The organism is Arthrobacter sp. YAF17 (assembly GCF_052113365.1).
Taxonomy (GTDB): Bacteria; Actinomycetota; Actinomycetes; order Actinomycetales; family Micrococcaceae; genus Arthrobacter.
In genome coordinates, this window is the sequence record NZ_JBFRDB010000009.1 from 88,318 (window position 1) to 107,039 (window position 18,722).

General features: G+C 67.0%; 16 protein-coding genes. All 16 read right to left on the reverse strand.

From position 1 onward, the window contains the following. Nucleotides 1–179: 179 nt before the first annotated feature. The 16 genes from AB4Y67_RS09195 to AB4Y67_RS09270 all read right to left on the reverse strand — a co-directional run bounded on the left by AB4Y67_RS09195 (nt 180) and on the right by AB4Y67_RS09270 (nt 18,676). Nucleotides 180–1,055 (reverse strand): branched-chain amino acid ABC transporter permease, encoded by an 876-nt coding sequence (locus tag AB4Y67_RS09195; RefSeq protein ID WP_441405469.1) that lies wholly within the window; start codon nt 1,053–1,055, stop codon nt 180–182. Then, on the reverse strand, nt 1,052–1,858 hold the full coding sequence (locus tag AB4Y67_RS09200) for an ABC transporter ATP-binding protein (RefSeq protein ID WP_441405470.1): 807 nt from the start codon (nt 1,856–1,858) through the stop codon (nt 1,052–1,054). The genes AB4Y67_RS09195 and AB4Y67_RS09200 overlap by 4 nt, the downstream gene beginning before the upstream one ends. Beyond that, the gene (locus AB4Y67_RS09205; RefSeq protein ID WP_441405471.1) at nt 1,855–2,619 is read right to left on the reverse strand and encodes an ABC transporter ATP-binding protein; all 765 of its coding nucleotides are present in this window, start codon (nt 2,617–2,619) and stop codon (nt 1,855–1,857) included. Before AB4Y67_RS09205 ends, AB4Y67_RS09200 begins: the two co-directional genes overlap by 4 nt. Before the next feature lie 142 nt (nt 2,620–2,761). Next, complete coding sequence (locus AB4Y67_RS09210; RefSeq protein ID WP_441405472.1) at nt 2,762–3,958, reverse strand: substrate-binding domain-containing protein; 1,197 nt, start codon at nt 3,956–3,958, stop codon at nt 2,762–2,764. 345 nt (nt 3,959–4,303) lie between these two features. After that, the gene (locus AB4Y67_RS09215) at nt 4,304–4,987 is read right to left on the reverse strand and encodes a response regulator (protein WP_441405473.1); all 684 of its coding nucleotides are present in this window, start codon (nt 4,985–4,987) and stop codon (nt 4,304–4,306) included. Then, a complete protein-coding gene (locus AB4Y67_RS09220) occupies nt 4,980–6,254 on the reverse strand; it encodes a sensor histidine kinase (RefSeq protein ID WP_441405474.1) in 1,275 nt (424 codons plus the stop codon). The genes AB4Y67_RS09215 and AB4Y67_RS09220 overlap by 8 nt, the downstream gene beginning before the upstream one ends. Before the next feature lie 366 nt (nt 6,255–6,620). Then, on the reverse strand, nt 6,621–8,855 hold the full coding sequence (locus AB4Y67_RS09225; RefSeq protein ID WP_441405475.1) for an FtsX-like permease family protein: 2,235 nt from the start codon (nt 8,853–8,855) through the stop codon (nt 6,621–6,623). Next, nucleotides 8,852–9,565 carry an ABC transporter ATP-binding protein gene (locus tag AB4Y67_RS09230; protein ID WP_441405476.1) on the reverse strand — a complete coding sequence of 238 codons (714 nt, stop codon included), beginning with the start codon at nt 9,563–9,565 and terminating at the stop codon, nt 8,852–8,854. The genes AB4Y67_RS09225 and AB4Y67_RS09230 overlap by 4 nt, the downstream gene beginning before the upstream one ends. Then, nucleotides 9,562–10,089: a PadR family transcriptional regulator gene (locus tag AB4Y67_RS09235; protein ID WP_441405477.1), complete on the reverse strand. Its 528-nt coding sequence runs from the start codon at nt 10,087–10,089 to the stop codon at nt 9,562–9,564. The genes AB4Y67_RS09230 and AB4Y67_RS09235 overlap by 4 nt, the downstream gene beginning before the upstream one ends. Before the next feature lie 147 nt (nt 10,090–10,236). Beyond that, nucleotides 10,237–10,722: a DUF1579 domain-containing protein gene (locus AB4Y67_RS09240; RefSeq protein ID WP_441405478.1), complete on the reverse strand. Its 486-nt coding sequence runs from the start codon at nt 10,720–10,722 to the stop codon at nt 10,237–10,239. Between the two features lie 262 nt (nt 10,723–10,984). Next, the gene (locus tag AB4Y67_RS09245) at nt 10,985–12,328 is read right to left on the reverse strand and encodes a M16 family metallopeptidase (protein WP_441405479.1); all 1,344 of its coding nucleotides are present in this window, start codon (nt 12,326–12,328) and stop codon (nt 10,985–10,987) included. A gap of 121 nt (nt 12,329–12,449) precedes the next feature. Beyond that, complete coding sequence (locus AB4Y67_RS09250) at nt 12,450–14,699, reverse strand: polyribonucleotide nucleotidyltransferase (protein WP_441405480.1); 2,250 nt, start codon at nt 14,697–14,699, stop codon at nt 12,450–12,452. 246 nt (nt 14,700–14,945) lie between these two features. Next, the gene (gene rpsO, locus AB4Y67_RS09255) at nt 14,946–15,215 is read right to left on the reverse strand and encodes a 30S ribosomal protein S15 (RefSeq protein WP_224049119.1); all 270 of its coding nucleotides are present in this window, start codon (nt 15,213–15,215) and stop codon (nt 14,946–14,948) included. 182 nt (nt 15,216–15,397) lie between these two features. Then, nucleotides 15,398–16,687, reverse strand: a complete 1,290-nt coding sequence (gene kynU / locus AB4Y67_RS09260; RefSeq protein WP_441405605.1) for a kynureninase — start codon at nt 16,685–16,687, stop codon at nt 15,398–15,400. Nucleotides 16,688–16,692: 5 nt separating this feature from the next. Continuing rightward, nucleotides 16,693–17,547: a tryptophan 2,3-dioxygenase gene (kynA, locus tag AB4Y67_RS09265; RefSeq protein ID WP_441405481.1), complete on the reverse strand. Its 855-nt coding sequence runs from the start codon at nt 17,545–17,547 to the stop codon at nt 16,693–16,695. Nucleotides 17,548–17,680: 133 nt separating this feature from the next. Continuing rightward, nucleotides 17,681–18,676 carry a bifunctional riboflavin kinase/FAD synthetase gene (locus AB4Y67_RS09270; protein WP_441405606.1) on the reverse strand — a complete coding sequence of 332 codons (996 nt, stop codon included), beginning with the start codon at nt 18,674–18,676 and terminating at the stop codon, nt 17,681–17,683. Nucleotides 18,677–18,722 lie beyond the last annotated feature (46 nt).

The window sequence follows — 18,722 nt, forward strand, 5'->3', positions numbered from 1 at the left end:
GGCGAGTCCGGCGGCCCCGCCGGCGATCTTCCGGCGGGTCGGGCGGGGACGGCCGTGCGGGTTGGGACGGCCGGCGGTTCCTGTCCCCCGCGGCACCTCGGGGCCGCCGGCGGTGCCCTTGGTCGCCGTGCTGGCGGTGCTGGCATTGCCGGCGGTGCCGGCGGCGTCGGTATCGGTGGTCATGAGGTTCTCCCGAGCAGGCCGGAGGGACGGAACAGCAGCACGAGCGCCAGGGCCAGCACCACGACGAAGTCGCCGGTGCCGCCGAGGTAGAAGTTGGCGAACTGCTGGAGGACGGCGACGGCGACGGCGGCGATGGCCGCGCCGGTCAGCGAGCCCAGTCCGCCGATCACGGTGACGATGAACGCGAAGATCAGCAGCGAGCCGCCCAGCATCGGTGAGACGTAGCCGAAGTAGTGCGAGGCCAGGACCCCGCCCAGGCCGGCGGCGGCGCCGCCGATCGTAAAGACGAGGGTGAAGGCCTTCCGGACGTCGATGCCGAGGGCCGTCACCATGGAGCGGTTCTCGACGCCGGCCCGGATGATCATGCCGTAGCGGGTGTTCTTCAGGAAGAACACCATGGCCAGCAGCACCAGGACGGCGGCGATGATGCAGACAAACCGGTCGTTGGGGACGCGGGCGCCGAGGATCTCGGTGGTGTCCTTGAACCAGGCCGGCCCCTGGATGAACACCGGGTCGGTGCCCCAGATGCCGTCGAAGAGTGCCACGGCGGCAAGCGAGAGGCCCACCGTGATGAGGACCTGTTCGATGTGCCGCTGGTAGAGCCGGCGGATCAGGACGAACTCGGTGAAGGCGGCGAAGGCGGCCCCGGCCGCGGCACCGACCAGCAGGGAGAGCAGGAAGGTCCACCAGTTGTCCGAGCCGGTCCGGCGGGCGATTTCCCAGCCGGTGAAGGCGCCGAGCGTCAGGAATGCGCCGTGCGCGAAGTTCAGCACACCCATCAGCCCGTAGATCAGGGACAGCCCGGCGGCCACAAGGAAGTACAGGGCACCCAGGCCCAGGCCGGTGAAGAGCAGGAGGACAACGGTACTCACAGGGCGGCGCCTTTCCCGGCTGGTTCCACGGCTGGTTCTCCGCCTGTTTTTCCGCCTGTTTTTCCGGCTGTTTCCCCGGACGGGCCGTGGTCGGTGGACACACCCAGGTGCCGCTGGATCAGCCCGGCGTCGTCGAGGAATTCCAGGGCGCCGCCCGTGTGCACCACCCGGCCGCCGGAGAGGACAATGGCGTCCTGGGCGAGCTGGCGGACGACGTGCAGGTTCTGCTCGACCAGGAGGATCGGGACCGTCCTGGCGGCTTCGGCAAGGGTCTCGGCGACTTCGGCGACGATTTTCGGGGCCAGCCCCTTGGTGGGTTCGTCGACGAGCAGGATCTTGTTGGTGTTCAGGAGTGCGCGGGCCAGCGAGACCATCTGCTGCTGGCCGCCGGACAGCGTGCCGGCCATCTGGGCGGACCGGGCCAGCAGGTCCGGGAACAGCTCCTCGACGAGCTGGCGCCGGGGTGCGGCGTCGCGTTCGGCGAGCCGGAGGTTCTCCGCCACCGTGAGCTTGGAGAACACTTCGCGGTCCTCCGGCACGTAACCCACCCCGCTGCGGATGATCTTGAACGTGGGATCTTTCTCGATCCGCACGCCGTCGAGCTCCACCGCCCCGGTCCGGTCGATGAGGCCGATGATGGCCTTGATAGTGCTGGTCTTTCCGACGCCGTTGCGGCCCAGCAGCGCGGTGATGCCGGTGGCGGGGACGGTGAAGGAGACATCCTCAACGACCTGCTGTCCGGCGATGTGGGCATTGAGTCCAGTCAGCCGGAGGATCGGGCGGGTTTCCGCTGCGGCGCTCATACGGGTTCTCCCAGGTAGGCACTTTGTACGGTCGGGTCCGACATCACGGCTTCCGGGCTGTCCAGGGCGAGCAGGCTGCCGTGGTGCATCACGGCCACCCGGTCCACGAGGCCCAGGACCACGTCCATGTGGTGCTCCACCATCATCACGGTGCAGCCGCGGTCCCGGTGCATTCCCCGGATGATCGCGGTGAGGGACGGGACGTCCCCCGACGCCACCCCGGCCATCGGCTCGTCCAGGAGCACGACGGCGGGGTCCGTCGCCAGCAGGACGGCGATTTCCACCTTGCGCTTCTCTCCGTGGGAGAGGTCCCCCGCCGCCGTCGAAAGCTGGGACGTGAGCCCTACCTCGCCGATGGTGCCGCGGGCAATCCGGGTGGCCTCATCGGAGGCCGCGGGAAAACGYAGGAGGCTGAAGCTGCCCCCGAGTTTCGCCTGCGCGGCCAGCCGGACGTTTTCCAGCACGCTCAGCCGGGGAAACAGGTTGGAGGTCTGGAAGGTCCGGCCCAGCCCTGCCTTGGCCCGGCGGTGGACCGGCGCGGCCGTGATCTCCCTGCCGTTCAGCGTCACACTGCCCGCGGTGGGGCGCATGACGCCGGAGATCAGGTTGAACAGGGTGGTCTTGCCGGCGCCGTTGGGGCCGATGACGCCGACCATTTCGCCGGTGCCGACGGAGAAGCTCACATCCTCGAGGATGCGGGCACCGCCGATCTGCAGACCGAGGCCGTCCACCGCAAGGGCGGGCAGGGCTGGGGAATTCATTCGGATCCTTCGTGTCTCGCTTGGGCCGTAGGGGTGGTGTGCGGCGCTGTGCCGTGTCACTGCAGTGATCTCTGCAGTGATGCTGCACTGGCTATGCCGGGAGGTCCGGCACAGCGCCGCGGGCAGCTTCCGTCGTGCCGGGTTACTTCTTTTCCGGCGGGGCGACGGTATCGCCCGGAACCACCTTGACGAGCTCGGGAGCCCAGGTGCCGCCCGTCTGGACGAGCTTGACCTGGTACATGTCCTGGACCAGGGCGTGGTCCGAGGCACGGACGGTTTCCTTGCCCTTGGGCCCGTCGAAGCTGAAGCCCTCGAGTGCCTTGACCATGGCGTCGGCGTCGGAGCCGCCCTCCTTGATGGCCTGGACAATCAACTGGCCGGCCACGAAGCCGTCGGGGGTGAAGAGGTCGGCCTTCTTGCCGGCCTTCTCGACGGCGGCAATCATCTTCTTCTCCACCTCGTTGCCTGCGGCACCCGGGAAGTAGTGGTTCAGGAAGCTGATCTTGGACGTCGCCTCGCCGTAGGCGCCGAAGGTGGCGGCGTCGCCGAGTCCGGTGACGATCGGGGCGGCGTCGAAGGCGCCCTGCTGGCTGAGGGTCTGCCACATGGTGCCCGACGTTGCCCCGGCCCAGGCCACGAAGACCATGTCCGGCTTCGCGTCGATGAGCTGGCGGGCGAAGGGGGTGAGCTCCTGTCCGTCCGGGACCAGGACGGCCTCCACGGTGGCACCCTTGGCTCCTAGGACGGCCTTGACGGCGGCGACGTTGCCCTGGCCGAACGCGTTGTCCTGCGCGAAGACGACGACCTTCTTGCCGTTGGTGTCAATGAAGGAACCGGCCGTGGCCACGTCCTGCAGGCTCTGGCGGCCCGAGCGGAAGGTGTACTTGTTGATGCCCTGGATGGCGTCGGTGGCGGCCGGTCCGGAGATGTAGAGGACCTTGTTCTGCGCGGCCTGTTCCGCCAGCTTGAGCGCGATGCCGGAGACGACCGTGCCGCCGATGATCTTGTAGCCCTTGCCGATCAGGTCCTTGGCGGCCGTGACCGCCTTGTCCGGGTCGCCGCCGTCGTCGGCGTAGGTCAGGTTGATCTTGGCGCCGTTGACGGCGCCGGTCCCGCCGGTGGCGTGGTCGATGCCCGCCTGCAGGCCTTCGTAGTAGGTGGCGCCGTAGGCGGCCAGGGGGCCGGTCTTGGAGTAGATGATGCCGACGTTGACCGGCTCGGCGGCCTTGGTGCTGCCCGACTCGGCCGGCGCTGCGGTGCCGGCAGAGGGGGCACAGGCGCTGAGGGCGAGCCCGGTGGCCATCACGGCGGCCATCAGGAACTTCTTTGTATCCTTCACGGGATGCCTTTCGTTGAAACTCCCGCGGTAGCTGAGCAGGAGATCTGAGCAGGAGAACTGACAGGAAATGCGCTGAATCTGAAAGGTGATTCAGATTACGGCAAATCTATGGTGCAGCTCACAGCGTGTCAACGGATTTCAAGGGCGGCTTTGCAACGTTATGGCAACGGTTTGAGAGATCGGGCCCGCGCTCGGCCGCAACAGGTGTGCGTGCTCATCCACGGTTTTCCCGCAAAGCAGCGAAATGGTGCGCCGCCCGCCCGCGACGGCTAATGCCGCCCACGGGCAGGTCCTGTGGCTCCGGGGCCAGCGCACTGCGCGGCTGCCACACGTGACAGTGCTTGCTCAGCTGCCCAGCAGCCGGCGTTCGTGGGCGAATGCGACCAGCTGGAGCCGGGTGCGGAGTTCCAGTTTGTCCAAGACGCTGCGCAGGTGAGTTTTGATGGTGGCTTCAGAGACGAACAGGCTCTCCGCCATTTCACCATTGCTGAGGCCTTTGGCCGCGAGCAGGAATACGTCCCGCTCCCGCACGGACAGGACGTTCAGGACGGACAGGTCCGGACCGGTCGCGGGTCCATTGCGGGCAGCATGTTCAAAGAGGGAGTGGATGGATCCTGGGGCGATGACGGAGTAACCCGAGTGGACAGTGCGGATCGCTGCCAGCAGGAATTCCGGTTCCGCGCTCTTGAGCAGGTACCCGCTCGCTCCGGCTTGGACGGCCTGGACCACAGCCTGATCCCTGTTGAAGGTAGTCAGTGCAATGATCTTTGGCTTATCGGTTCCGGCCGCCGCGGCCTGCTGCACGATCCGCCGGGTGGCCTCGACACCATCAAGGACGGGCATGCGAAGGTCCATCAGCATTACATCCGGACGCCCTTCGATTGCCAGGGTCACCGCCTGCTCCCCGTCGCCGGCCTCGCCCGAGAGTTCCAAGTCCGTTTGGCTCTCTATCAGCATGCGGATACCCGCCCGGAACAAGGGCTGGTCATCCACCCGGGCCACGGTGATGCGATCCGCGGTGTCAGCCACGGTCGCCGACTTCCTGTGCGGCCCCTGCCGGCCGGGGAAGGCTCCCTGCTGCAGCCAGTGCAGGCTGGGCTTCCGCGCGCGAACTTTCACCGAAAATGCCCCCGGCTTCGGCGCCGGCTGTATCGTCCGGTGACGTCACTTCCCGGGTTCCGTAGGGGATGAAGACCGTCACCCGGAATTGTTCGCCGTCCGGTCCCGCCGTCAGCCAGCCGCCGGCCAGATGGGCGCGTTCGCGCATGCCGGGAAGTCCCCGCCCGATCCGGTGCGTGGCCGGACTCGCAGCGTCTTCTTGGCCGGTCGGGGCTATGGTCGAGGCCACATGCAGAGCCAGGCCGGGCCCGCTCCAGTCAAAGTGGAGCCGCACATCCGTGCCGCGCCCACCATGTTTGAGGGCATTGGTCAGGCACTCCTGAACGATCCGGAAGACGGCCATCTCCTGTCCCGTGGAGAGTTCCACGGGAGTCCCGGACTCGCTGGGGTGGATCTTCAAACTGCCGCGCTGCATGCCTTCGATCAGAGCCGGGATGTCGGTCAGCCGCGGCTGTGGCGTCACCATGCCGTCATCACGGACTCCTTCGATGACGCGTTGGGCATCCACGAGGGCGCTGCGGGCTGACCGGGCGATGGTGTCCAGGGCGTTGAGGACGGCCTTGGGCTGATCCTTGCTCAGGTACCGGGTTCCGTCGGCCTGCGCGGCGATGACCGCGAGCGAATGCGCCAGGTCGTCGTGCAGATCCCGGGCGATGCGTGTCCGTTCCTGCTCGACAATCAGGTCGACCTCGGTTTCCTTGAGGCTGCTCTGCGCCAGTTCCCGAGCCCGGAACAGACTGCCCCGTTCCTGATACAGCGCCAGCAGAAGTCCGACGGCGGCGCAGGCTCCCGCGATCAGCAGGAGGAGTGCGAATAGCTGCCAGCCGTAAATCATAAACATGGGCCTGTCACCGTAGTACATGGGCATGAACCAGCCGACGCCGTTGCCGTATCGCCAGGAGAGCATGAGGACGGTCATCAGGGCCACGAACACCAGGTTGGCGCCCGAGGCGATGAATCGTATCCGCCGCGGGGCGGTCCACAAGATGAAGCCAAGAGCGAAAAAGGAGCCGAGGTAGATGGGCCAGTGATTGGAATACATCGGTGGCAGGGCATGGCTTAGCTGTCCGGCGAGGAGTGCCGCCGTGAACCCGAGGGAGACAAGCGGTTTCCAGGAGGCAGTGGCAATCGCCAGGGTCATCAGAGCCAGTGCCCAGGTCCCCGACCAGGTCGTCAAGGATAGCGACCAAGTCCCTGGCCATTCCAGCCAGGGCCCTCCCATCCTTCCGGCCTCGGCCACACACCACAGTGAGAAGAAGATGACGGCCGCCACGGGGCGCCCCAACGCCGTGCAAGGTTCAGAACTGGTTTCATGCCAGTCACCATATCCACGGCAATCACGCGCTTCTCTCCATATCGCTGCAATCTCAACCTAAAAGCCAGATGATTCATTCTTTGAGCCAGCTTTTCGACCGACTCACCGCACCAGCGGACCCTCCAACCTGTGGGCTTCCCTCGCCGCCGCATTTTGGACGGACTCTTGAACGGCTCCTTGTCGCCCTCACTGTTCGCGGAAACTCAATGCTTCCTGTCTGTGGCGCAACTACTCGAAACGGGTAACCGTCAATCCTGTATTGCCCCGGATGAGGCCGAATGTCGCGGTGACTGCTCCGAGGGCCAGGAGCAGGCTGACACCCAGTGCAACGAAGTAATCAGGCGCCGGCCAGGTCACCCTATAAGTGTCGTCAACGAAGGTCACCATGAGCCAGGCCACGAGGAATCCGAGGCCGACCGAGAGCAGCAGCACGGTCAGGAGCGGGACGGCTGCTTCACGGGTGATGACCCGGCGCAGGGCGGACACTGGCATCCCCATGAGCCGCATGAGGCCCAGAACTCTTTTCCGGTCCAGGATGGCGGAGGCTGTGGCGACGGCCAGGGACAGGCCTGCGATTGCTATCGCGACAAACATGCCGAGGTAGGCGAGCACGGCCAGGCCCTGAATCAGGCGCCCGGTGGACTGCAGTTTGAAGTCCAACGGGGACGAGGCCGGGATGGCCGTGATGCCTGAACCGTTCAATGCAGTCCGGGCGCGGTCCATGGCCGCGGGGGTCCCGTCGGTGCCGAGCACCATCACGACCGGGACCATTGCATCCAGGCTGGTGGCGGGCGCCGGGGTCAGAGCCAGTGGCTGCGTCGTCCAGAAGTAGAGGAACGAGGTATCCACAGTGACCACCTCTGTTGCCGGGATGTCCTCGAACCCGAGGCCGCCAGCGTCAGCGGCGCGAAGGTAGATTTCGGGGCCGGCATCGGGTCCGGAGAGGACGTCCGGCCCGTAGCCGACCGTGGCGCCCCGGATTCCGGGCAGTTCGCTGGCCCGGCGGGCGGCCTCCGCGGCCTGGGCCGGGGTGTGTCCGGCACTCACGGTGGCGTGGAGGCTCGTGGGCTGAAGCAGACCGGGCCCGGCCGGAGGCGCCTCGGTGGATTCGATGATGCTTGATCCTCCGGCGAAGACGGAGACGACAAACACGGCGATCACGAGTCCTGACACGGATCGGAAGGTCGCCACCGGCGTCTTTTGGATCCGGCTGGCGGCAATGACTCCGGCCGCGCTCCGCGCCCGGCGCAGTCCCACCCGGCTCACCATGCGGGTCAGCCAGGGACCGATAACCACGATGCCCACAAGGATCAGCGCAAAGCCGACGATAAGCAGCGGTGATTCCAGCCACGGCAGCCCCACCTCCACTACCCGGATCATTATTACAGCCGTGATCATGGCTGCCAGACCCGCGAGCAAGGGCACAGTCCGCCATAGGGTGGGTGGCTTTTCGTGCACGGCCCGCGTCACGCCCAGGGGGCCAATGCCTGCGCGGGCGGTCCGGTGCGCGGCCACGAGGGCCGACGCCGCGACCACCCCGGCGACGACCGCGGCGGCCGCCACCCAGCCGGTGGTCAGATCGGCGGCGAACGTCCTGGTGCCGTTGACCGGTATCTGCGCGACCGCCGGCCTCAGCACAAGGGCCAGCACGACGCCCAGCATTGCACCGATCAGGCTGGGGACGGCGGTTTCGACGGCAGCGATCCGGGAGACAACCTGCGGGGATGCGCCGATGAGGCGCAGTGTCGCGAAGCGCTCCCGGCGCTGGGCAGCCCCCAGTCCGGTGACAATGCTGATCAGGAGCAGCACGGGGAAGAACACCGCAATGGCCCCGATGGACAGCACCGTGTTGTAGGCGGCAGCGCTGCCACCATACGGGTTGGTCGTGAAGTCTGACACCAGGAAGGCCCTGCCGTTCTGGCGGAGTTCGGCTTCCGTGGCTCCCGCGACGACGATCAGCGAATCCGGTCCGGGTAAGGCGGCATCGTCAATCGTGCCGGCAAACGTCCCGAAGCGGTCGCCAAGCTCGTTCCGCGGCGTTGCCTCGATCAGCCGCTGCAGCGCCGGGGACGCGTAGTAGCTGCCAGGAGCCGGAGGTTTGCCGATCCCGGGGATCCTGAAATTAGTGGAACCGAGGGCGGCAACGTCGCGGCGGCTAATGAGTTGGTCGCGGAAGACCTCCCCCGGGTTCGCCTCTATGAGCACCGTGTCGGCGGTCAGCGGCACCGGTGTCCCCGGCCCTGAAGTGACCGGACCGTCCGTCGCCAAGGGGGCTGCCACGGAGGGGCGTCCGGACTCCCGCAGCCAGGCACCGCGGTCATCACGTGCGCTCAGGCCGTTGGCGCCGCCCCACAGCAACAACAACAGGCAGACTCCGACGGCGACCCCACCAGCGATGCTGGCAAGCCTGCCGTAGGCGGACCGGCTGCCGACGACTGCCAGTTTGAGCAGGCCGGGATTCACGCGGAGACCCGATAGCCGGCGCCGATGGCGCCGTCCCGCACGATGACTTCCCGGTCCGCATAGGCGGCGGTACGGGCATCGTGGGTGATCATCACGACGGTGGTGCCCGCCTCGCGGACCAGCTCGAGCATAAGCGTCAGCACGTTCTCTGATGCGAGGGAATCCAGCGAACCGGTGGGCTCGTCGGCGAACAGCACGGCTGGCGACGTCACCATCGCCCGCGCGACGGCGACGCGCTGGGCCTGTCCTCCGGACAGTTCGCCGGGCAGCTTGGCGCCCAGCCCGTCCAGACCGAGGCGGTCCAGGAGCTCCCTGGACCGGCGCAGCGCCTCCGGCCGCCGTGTCCCGGCCAGCAGCAGCGGGATGCTGACGTTATCCGCCGCCGTGAGCTCAGGCAGCAGCTGGCCGAACTGAAAGACGAACCCGAAGTCGGTCAGCCGCAGCCGGGCCCGTTGTGGCTCCCCGAGGCTACTGGTCTCCACTGCGGGCCGCCCGGGCGGACGGTAGGTCACCGATCCGCCGTCGGGAACCAGAACACCGGCCAGGCAGTGCAGCAGCGTGGACTTGCCGGATCCGGACGGGCCCATGACGGCAAGCACCTCCCCTGCGCGGACGTCGAGGTCGACGCCCCGCAATGCCTCGGTCTGCCCGAAGGAGTGGTGCAGGCCGCGGGCACTGAGGACGGGTGCAGCGGTGTCAGTTGTACTCATGGGCTCTGGAGCTCCTTCTTGAGTTGGGTCAGGCGGGCGCTGGTGAGGTCGATCCAGCGCAGGTCGGCTTCGATGTGGAACAGGCCGTGGTCGCACATCAGGACCCGCAGCAGGTCCGCGTCCTTCTTCAGCCGGGTCAGTTCACGCATCCGGGCCATGTGTTCACCGCGCTGCACATCGAGCAGCCGGTCGGCGTCGTCATTGAGCAGCAGGGCGACCACCGTCTTGGCAAACAGCTCACTTTGCAGGGACTCCGACGGGACGTCGGGGGTGAACAGCCACTCGCGCACCCTGGCCTGGCCGGCCAGGGTGATCTCGTATTTCTTGCGGTCCGGACCGCCGCCGGATTCTTCGCCCAGGGCTTGGATCAGTTCGTCACGGACCATTCGGGCCAGCGTGGAATACACCTGCCCGAAGGCCAAGGCTTTTCCGGCTCCGAAGTAGCGGTCATAGGAGTGCTTGAGGTCGTAGCCGTAGCTCGGCTCGCGGCTCAGTAGGCCCAGCAGGGTGAGGGAATTGTTCACAGTTCAATCTATACACTGAGTGCATAGTGGACACCAGACTCACGCCCGGTGGATTTGTCCGTGTCGCGTCCCCCACGCTTCGAGGCGGAAGGGACCCGCTAGTTCCCCGTGTTCTAACGAGTCGGGCCACGGCGCGTGTTGGGAACCTCAGGCGGGGACGGTTGCCTCCGCGGCTGCGCGCCGGCAGACCGAGGTCATGAAGGGTGTGAATTCGCTCGCGGCCCCCAGCCGGAGCCCGGCGCTGTGCGTCAGCACGCCGTCGTCCACCCGGAAGGTATGCCGGGACGTGCCGCGGTCGCTGCGGCGTTCCATGGTGAGGGTGCCCTCCAGCCAGCTCGCGCGCGCCGGCGCTTCCGGGGGCAGGCCCATGCTGTTGACGTGGTACCAGAGCGTGTCGGGGTGGTCCGGGTCCATGGTGAACACCCCGTGGCCCTCTGACCGGGCGCCGTCAGCCTCCGTATGCCGGTAGCTGTGGGTGACGGCCAGCCCCGCGGCGGCACGGGCGAAAGTCAGTTCGACGTCGGCGGCCCGCGCCGGCCCCCAGGCCGTGGCCTGCCACTGCGTGGTTCCAGTCCAGCGCCCCAGGAACGCCTCGAGCGCCTCGTGTGCACTGCCTGGCAGCGGCCGGTCCATGTCTTCCTTCCAGGGTCCTCCCCAGTGGAGATCCTCCCGAGTGAGCCCGTCCCCATCATCACGCGGCGCCGCCTGCCGTGTCTAGGTGCGGGCCCGTCACCCCGGGCCTGGCCGGGCGCGCGGGCTAGGTGCGGGCTGGCCCACCTGCGCCCGGCCGGGCGCCCGGGCCGGTGCGGGCCTGACAGCCGGAGCGGGCCTGGCAACCGGGCCGGTGCGGGGGCTTGGCCACCGGGCCGGTACGGGCCTGCGGGGGGGCCGGGCGTCAGAGGCCGAACGTCTCGGTTTCCTCGAAGGGGCCCACCACGGTGACGGTCCGCGGTGCAGCCGCGAGCTCGCGGGCGAGCTCCTGGACCTCCGCTGCGGTCACGGCCTTGATCTGGCGCAGGGTCTCGTCGATGTCCTGGTATTCGCCGGAGACCAGTTCGGCGCGGCCCAGCCGGGACATCCGGGAGCCGGTGTCCTCCAGCGCCAGCACGATTCCGCCGCACAGCTGCCCGACGGCTTTGCGCAGTTCCTCGTCGGAGATGCCGCCTTCAGCCAGCTTGTCGAGTTCGGCGCCAAGCAGCTCAAGGACCTGGCGGACCTTGGTCGGGGTGCAGCCGGCGTACATACCGAAGTAGCCGGCATCGGCGTAGGAGGAAGCGAAGGAGTAGGTCGAGTACACCAGGCCGCGCTTCTCGCGGACTTCCTGGAACAGCCGGGAGGACATGCCGCCGCCGAGCACGGCGTTGAGCACGCTCATGACAAAGCGGCGGTCATCGGTGGCGACGATCGTGGGGCAGCCCATGATGATGTTGGCCTGTTCCACCGGGCGCTTGACCACGTGCAGGCCGGCGGTGCCGGTGATGGCGGCCCGGTCCGTGGAGCGGCGCTGTACCGGGGCGGCGTCGGGCTCCAGGCTCCAGCCCGCGGAGTGCAGGGCGTCCACCACAAGTCCGCAGACGACGTCGTGGTCCAGTCCCCCGGCGGCGGTGATAACGAGCTCGTCCGGGCGGTAGTAGCGGCGGTAGTGGTCCCAGACCGAGTCCCGCGCGACGGCGCGGATAGCGTCCGGGGTGCCGCCGATCGGGCGGCCCAGCGGGTGGGTGCCCAGCACCGCGGCCACGAAGTGTTCGTGGGCGACGTCGGTGGGGTCGTCGCTGTCCATCGCGATTTCCTCGAGGATGACGTCGCGTTCCTGCTCCATCTCCTGCGGGTCCAGCACGGCGCCGGTGATCATGTCCGCGATGACGTCGATCGCCATGGGAAGGTCGGTGTCCAGCACGCGGGCGAAGTAGCAGGTGCTCTCCTTCGCCGTGGCGGCGTTGGATTCCCCGCCCACCTCGTCAAAGGCCGAGGCGATCTCGAGTGCCGTGCGCCGCTGCGTGCCCTTGAACAGGAGGTGCTCCAGGAAGTGGGTGGAGCCGTGCTGCCCGGGCGCCTCGTCGCGGGAGCCTACGGCCACCCAGAAGCCGATGGTGGCCGAGCGCTGGCCGGGCATCGCCTCGGTCAGCACACGGACGCCGCCGGGCAGGACCGAACGGCGTACCTCGGAACCGCCGTCGGCTCCGTGGATCAGGGTGTCAGCGTGCTGGTTCTGCTCAAGCGGCAGGGGGACGACAGTCATCAAGGCCTTTCAATAAATCCGTTCCGGGAAACGTGCCAAATCTGCCTGCAATCCTACCTGCCTTTAACGGCAGCGGGGCCGGTGGATGATCCACCGGCCCCGCTGCTTGGGTCAGGAAAGACTACTCTGCGGACTCCAGGGAGACCTCAGCGTCGTCAGCACTTTCAGAACCCGCCTCGTCAGCCACAACGGGCGACAGGGAGAGCTTGCCGCGGTCGTCGATCTTGGTGATTTCCACCTGGATCTTCTGTCCGACGGAGACGACGTCATCGACGTTGTCCACGCGCTTGCCGCCGGCGATCTTGCGCAGCTCGGAGATGTGCAGGAGGCCGTCCTTGCCCGGGGTCAGGGAAACGAAGGCGCCGAAGGTCGTGGTCTTGACGACCGTGCCTAGGTAGCGCTCGCCGATTTCCGGGATCTGCGGGTTGGCGATGGCGTTGATCGCGGACCGTGCTGCGTCGGCAGACGGGCCGTTGGTGGCGCCAATGTAGACAGTTCCGTCGTCCTCGATCGAGATGTCGGCTCCGGTGTCTTCCTGGATCTGGTTGATCATCTTGCCCTTCGGGCCGATGACCTCGCCGATCTTGTCTACCGGGATCTTGACCGCGATGACGCGCGGCGCGAACTCGGAGAGCTCGTCCGGGGTGTCGATCGCGGAGTTCAGGACGTCCAGGATGTGCAGGCGGGCTTCGCGGGCCTGCTTCAGGGCGGCCGCCAGGACGGAGGCCGGGATGCCGTCGAGCTTGGTGTCCAGCTGTATGGCCGTGACGAACTCGGAGGTACCGGCAACCTTGAAGTCCATGTCACCGAAGGCATCTTCGGCGCCGAGGATATCGGTCAGGGCGGCGTAACGGGTCTGGCCGTCAACCTGGTCGGAGACCAGGCCCATGGCGATACCGGCAACAGCGGCCTTCAGCGGCACACCTGCGTTGAGCAGGGACAGCGTGGAGGCGCAGACGGAACCCATCGACGTCGAACCGTTGGAGCTGAGAGCCTCAGACACCTGGCGGATGGCGTAGGGGAATTCCTCGCGGCTCGGCAGCACCGGCATGATGGCGCGCTCTGCGAGGGCACCGTGGCCGATTTCGCGGCGCTTCGGGGAACCGACGCGGCCGGTCTCGCCGGTGGAGTACGGCGGGAAGTTGTAGTTGTGCATGTAGCGCTTGCGCGTCACGGGAGACAGCGAGTCGATCTGCTGTTCCATCTTGAGCATGTTCAGCGTGGTGACACCCATGATCTGGGTCTCGCCGCGCTCGAAGATGGCCGAGCCGTGGACGCGGGGCAGAACCTCAACCTCGGCGGTGAGCTGGCGGATGTCCGTCAGGCCACGGCCGTCGATGCGGATCTGGTCCTTGAGGATGCGCTGGCGCACAACCTGCTTGGTGACGGAGCGGAACGCTGCGGACAGCTCCTTCTCGCGGCCTTCGAACTGGCCGGCCAGGGAAGAGGTGACCTCGTCCTTGAGCTCGTCGGAGGCGGTGTCGCGCTCCTGCTTGTCGGCGATCTGGAAGACAGCGGCCAGTTTGTCGGCGGCAGCGGACTCCACGGCGGCGTAGACGTCGTCCTGGTAGTCCAGGAAGACCGGGAACTCGACGGTCGGCTTGGCGGCGCGGGCTGCCAGGTCGGACTGTGCTTCGCAGAGTGCCTTGATGAACGGCTTGGCAGCCTCGAGGCCCTCGGAGACAACCTCTTCGGTCGGGGCGGTGGCGCCCTGTTCCTTGATGAGGTTCCAGGAGTTGTCGGTGGCTTCGGCTTCAACCATCATGATGGCGACGTCGTCACCTGCAACACGGCCGGCAACAACCATGTTGAAGACGGCGTTCTCAAGCTGGGAGTGCTTCGGGAACGCAACCCACTGCGAGCCGTTCTCGTCAGCGACGAGGGCAACGCGGACGCCGCCGATCGGGCCGGAGAAGGGCAGGCCGGAGAGCTGGGTGGACATCGAGGAAGCGTTGATCGCGACCACGTCGTAGAGCTCGTCCGGGTTGATGGACAGCACGGTGACGACGATCTGGACCTCGTTGCGCAGGCCCTTGACGAACGCGGGGCGCAGCGGGCGGTCCATGAGGCGGCAGGCCAGGATGGCTTCCGTGGAGGGACGGCCTTCGCGGCGGAAGAACGAGCCCGGGATGCGGCCGGCGGCGTACATGCGCTCTTCGACGTCGACGGTCAGCGGGAAGAAGTCGAAACCTTCACGCGGGTGCTTGCCGGCGGTGGTTGCGGACAGCAGCGCGGTCTCTTCGTCGATGTAGACCATCGCTGCGCCGGCTGCCTGCTTGGCAAGGCGGCCGGTTTCAAAGCGGATTACACGCTTGCCGAAGCGGCCATTGTCAATGACTGCTTCTGAGAACTGGATTTCGGGACCCTCCATAGAGAGTCACCTCCGTTTCATGGTTCACGGAGCCCAGCCGCATCAACCCAGCCCAGCATCTGTCTACTGGCCTGCACTGCACCCGGTCATCGATCGAGACCCACGGGCCAAGGCTTCGTTCCTTGAAGCCGTTCCCGGGGATCACTACCGAGGACCGCGAATGCGTGATGCGGTTGATCCTCCTGTTGAGTTTTATTTGAAGGAGGCGGCCCTTCCGGTCCGGAAGGGGCCGCCCCTTAGAGCTGACTAGCGGCGCAGGCCGAGGCGCTCGATGAGCTTACGGTAGCGGGTGATGTCAGTGTTCTTGAGGTAGGTCAGCATGCGCTTGCGACGACCAACCATGGCCAGCAGACCGCGCTGGGTGTGGTAATCGTGCTTGTGCACCTTCATGTGCTCAGTGAGATCCTTGATCCGCTGAGTCAGGACTGCAACCTGGACCTCCGGCGAACCGGTGTCGCCCTCGGACGTTGCGAAATCCTGAATGATGGACTGCTTTACAGCGGCTTCAAGTGCCACGATAACTCCTAGAGATGTGCCGTGAGGCCCGAATCAGTAACTCACTGCCGGGGGTGCCGCGCCGGGTCCGCCCTCCAAGGAGAACCTTTCCCGTGCACAACAAGAGCCAGCCGCCACGGACTGCAGCCGGATCCAACCTTTAGTTTACCGGCACGCCGCTGAACTTGTCGAAACGGCGGGCCTTACGGCTGCCCGGACGCGCCGTCCGCCAGCCGTTCGCGGATGGCGGCCACGCCGCGGTACAGCTCGGCGAAGGACGTGCTCAGCGGGGACAGCCCGATCCGGATGCCTTGCGGCGCCCGGAAATCCGGAATGACATCCTGTTCCCACAGCGCCGCGGTCATCTCCCGGAACGCCGGGTGGTCCACCGTGATGTGGCTGCCGCGCAGTTCTGGATCCCGCGGCGTTGAGAGTTCAACGCCCGCCGGCGCGAGCCAGGCGTCGTGGAGTTCGACGGCGAACGCGGTCAGCAACCGCGATTTCTCCCGGACTGCGGCCATGCCCACTTCCTCCAGCAGGTCCAGGGTGCCGCGCATGGCGAGCATCCCGAAGATCGCCGGGGTCCCGCTGAGGAAGCCGCGGATTCCGGCAGCGGCCTCATAGCCGGGCCCCATCTCGAAGGCGTCCTTGCGGCCCATCCAGCCCCAGATCGGCTGCTGCAGGCCCGGCAGGTGCCGGGCGTTCACGTAGGCGAAGGCGGGCGAGCCCGGTCCCCCRTTGAGGTACTTGTAGGTGCAGCCGGCGGCAAAGTCGACGTCGGCAGYGTCCAGGGCGATTTCCACCGAACCGGCGGAATGGCACAGGTCCCACACCACCAGGGCGCCGGCGTCGTGGATGGCGGCGGTGATCGCGGGAAGGTCCGCGAGGAACCCTGACCGGTAGGCGATCTGGCTGAGGACGACGACGGCGGTGGCCGGGCCGGTGGCGGCCCGGACCTGCTCGACGGTGACGCCGGAGGCGGGGTCGGCGTCGATCCAGCGCAGCGTGAGGCCCTCTTCGCGGGCGATGCCCTCGACGAGGTAGCGGTCGGTGGGGAAATTGTCCGTGTCCAGGACGATTTCGGTGCGGGCCGGGTCCGTCACCGCGGCGAGGGCGGCGCGGATCAGTTTGTAGAGCACCACGGTGGTGGAGTCGGCGATGATGGTCTGCCCCGGAGCGGCGCCGAGGACGGCCCTGCCGAGCTGGTCACCGATGGCCTGCGGGAGTTCCAGCCATTCCTCGTCCCAGCCGCGGATCAGCCTCCCGCCCCAGCTGTCCTGGATGAAGGTGCCGACATCGGTGACGGTGCGCTTGAGCGGCCGCCCGAGGGAGTTTCCGTCCAGATAGGACAGCTCCGTGTCCGAGCCGATGAAGTGGTCCCGGTAGGCGGCCAGCGGATCGGCGGCGTCGAGTTCCCGGGCGCGCTGCAGCAGGGCGTCGGTGTTGTTGTTGTTGTTGTTGTTTTCGGCGGTGCCTGCCGTCTGCGGGGTCAGCGCGCTCACTGGCCGATCTCCGTCCGGACTGCGAAAAGCTCGGGGAAGAAGGTCAGCTCGAGTGCCTTCTGCAGGAAGGCAGCGCCGTTGGAGCCGCCGGTGCCGGACTTCATGCCGATGGTGCGTTGCACCGTGCGCAGGTGCCGGAAGCGCCAGAGCTGGAAGTTGTCCTCGAGGTCCACGAGTTCCTCGCAGGCTTCGTAGGCGCCCCAGTTGTCGGCCGCGTTCTCATAAATGTACTTGAACACCGGCACCAGTTCGGCGCAGAACTCGTGCGCCTGGGTGACGTCCCGCTCCAGCAGCGACGCGGGAACGTCGAAGCCCTGGCGTTTGAGGTAGGCGAGGAAGTCGTCGTAGATGCTCGGGGATTCGAGGAGCTCCAACAGCATGGCGTGGGCCTCGGGGTCGGATTCGAACACCGGCAGCATCTTGCGGTTCTTGTTGCCGAGCAGGAACTCGACCGCGCGGTACTGGCTGGACTGGAAGCCCGACGAATTGCCCAGGAAGCCACGGAACTGTGAGTACTCGGTGGGTGTGAGGGTGGCCAGCACGGACCACTGCTCGGTGAGGGTCTTCTGGATGTGCTTGACCCGCGCGATGGCCTTCAGGGCGGACCCGAGGTCGTCGGAGCGGAGCCAGGCGGCGGCGCTGCGGAGCTCGTGCAGGACCAGCTTGAGCCACAGTTCCGTGGTCTGGTGCTGGATGATGAACAGCATCTCGTCGTGGTGCTCCGGGGTGCTGACCGGCTGCTGGGCGCTCAGCAGGGTCGGCAGCTGCAGGTAGGACGCGTAGCTCATCCGGGAACTGAAGTCGCGGACAATTTCCTTGTCCAGCTCCCTTGTATTCTTCTCAATGGTCACAGTCTTGCCTTCCTTGCCAAATGGCTGTGAATCTCTGCGCGGACCGGCCTGCGAACCCGGCCGTTGAATCATCTCAGCGGTGACGCCCAACGGTTTGGTACAGCGGTCCAGCTATGGGGCCCGGCCCCGCGGTTTAGCGCGCGAACAGGATGTTGTGGGCCTGGACCACGTCCAGGCGCATCTGGTCCACCAACGCCTCAGGGCCACGGTACGCCACCATCCCCCGCAGCCGGGCGACGAATTCCACGACTACTGTCTGGCCGTACAGATCGAAGTCCTCGACCGCCTCTTCCGGGCGGTCGATCACGTGGGCTTCCACCTGCCGGCTGACGCCGTAGAACGTGGGGTTGGAGCCGACGGAGATGGCGGCGGGCCATCGCGTGCCAGCCGCGTCCACGAGCCAGCCGGCATAGATGCCGTCCGCCGGGATGTAGCCGCTGGCGTCGGCGGCGAGGTTGGCGGTCGGGAAGCCGAGGTCGCGGCCGCGCGCGGCGCCGTGGACCACCTCTCCGCGCATCCGGTGGGCCCGGCCCAGGACGGCGGCGGCAGTGGCGACGTCGCCCTCCCGCAGTGCCTCGCGCACCCACGTGGAGGAACAGCGGCGGTCCTTGCCGCCGTCGTCGTGCAGTTCACCGTGGATGGGAAAGCCTTCGGAGCCGAACTCGCTGATCACCAGCACTTCGAAGCCGAGCTTCTTGCCGAGTTCCTGCATGGTCTCCAGGTCGCCGGAGTTGCCCCGGCCGAACCGGGCGTCGTGGCCGATCACCACGTGGCTTGCCTTGAGGCTGCCGACCAGGACGTCGGCGACGAATTCTTCGGGAGTGAGGCTGGCCAGTTCAAGGGAGTACTTCATTACGAGCACGGCGTCGAGGCCCAGCTCGCCGAGAGCCGCCAGTTTGTCTTCCAGGCCCATGATCAGTTCGGGGGCGGATTCGGGGCGGTGGACCTGCGCGGGGTGCGGGTCGAAGGTGATGGCGACGGCCCGGGCGTGGTTCAGGCGGGCGACCCGGATGAGCTGCGAGAGCACCTGCTGGTGTCCCCGGTGCACACCGTCGAAGTTGCCAAAGGTAACGACGGAGGGACCAAAGTCCGCTGGGACTTCGGACGGATCGTTCCAGATGTGGACCATCAACCTCGCCTTTTTGCTTCCTGCCATGTGCTCTTCCGGCGAACCC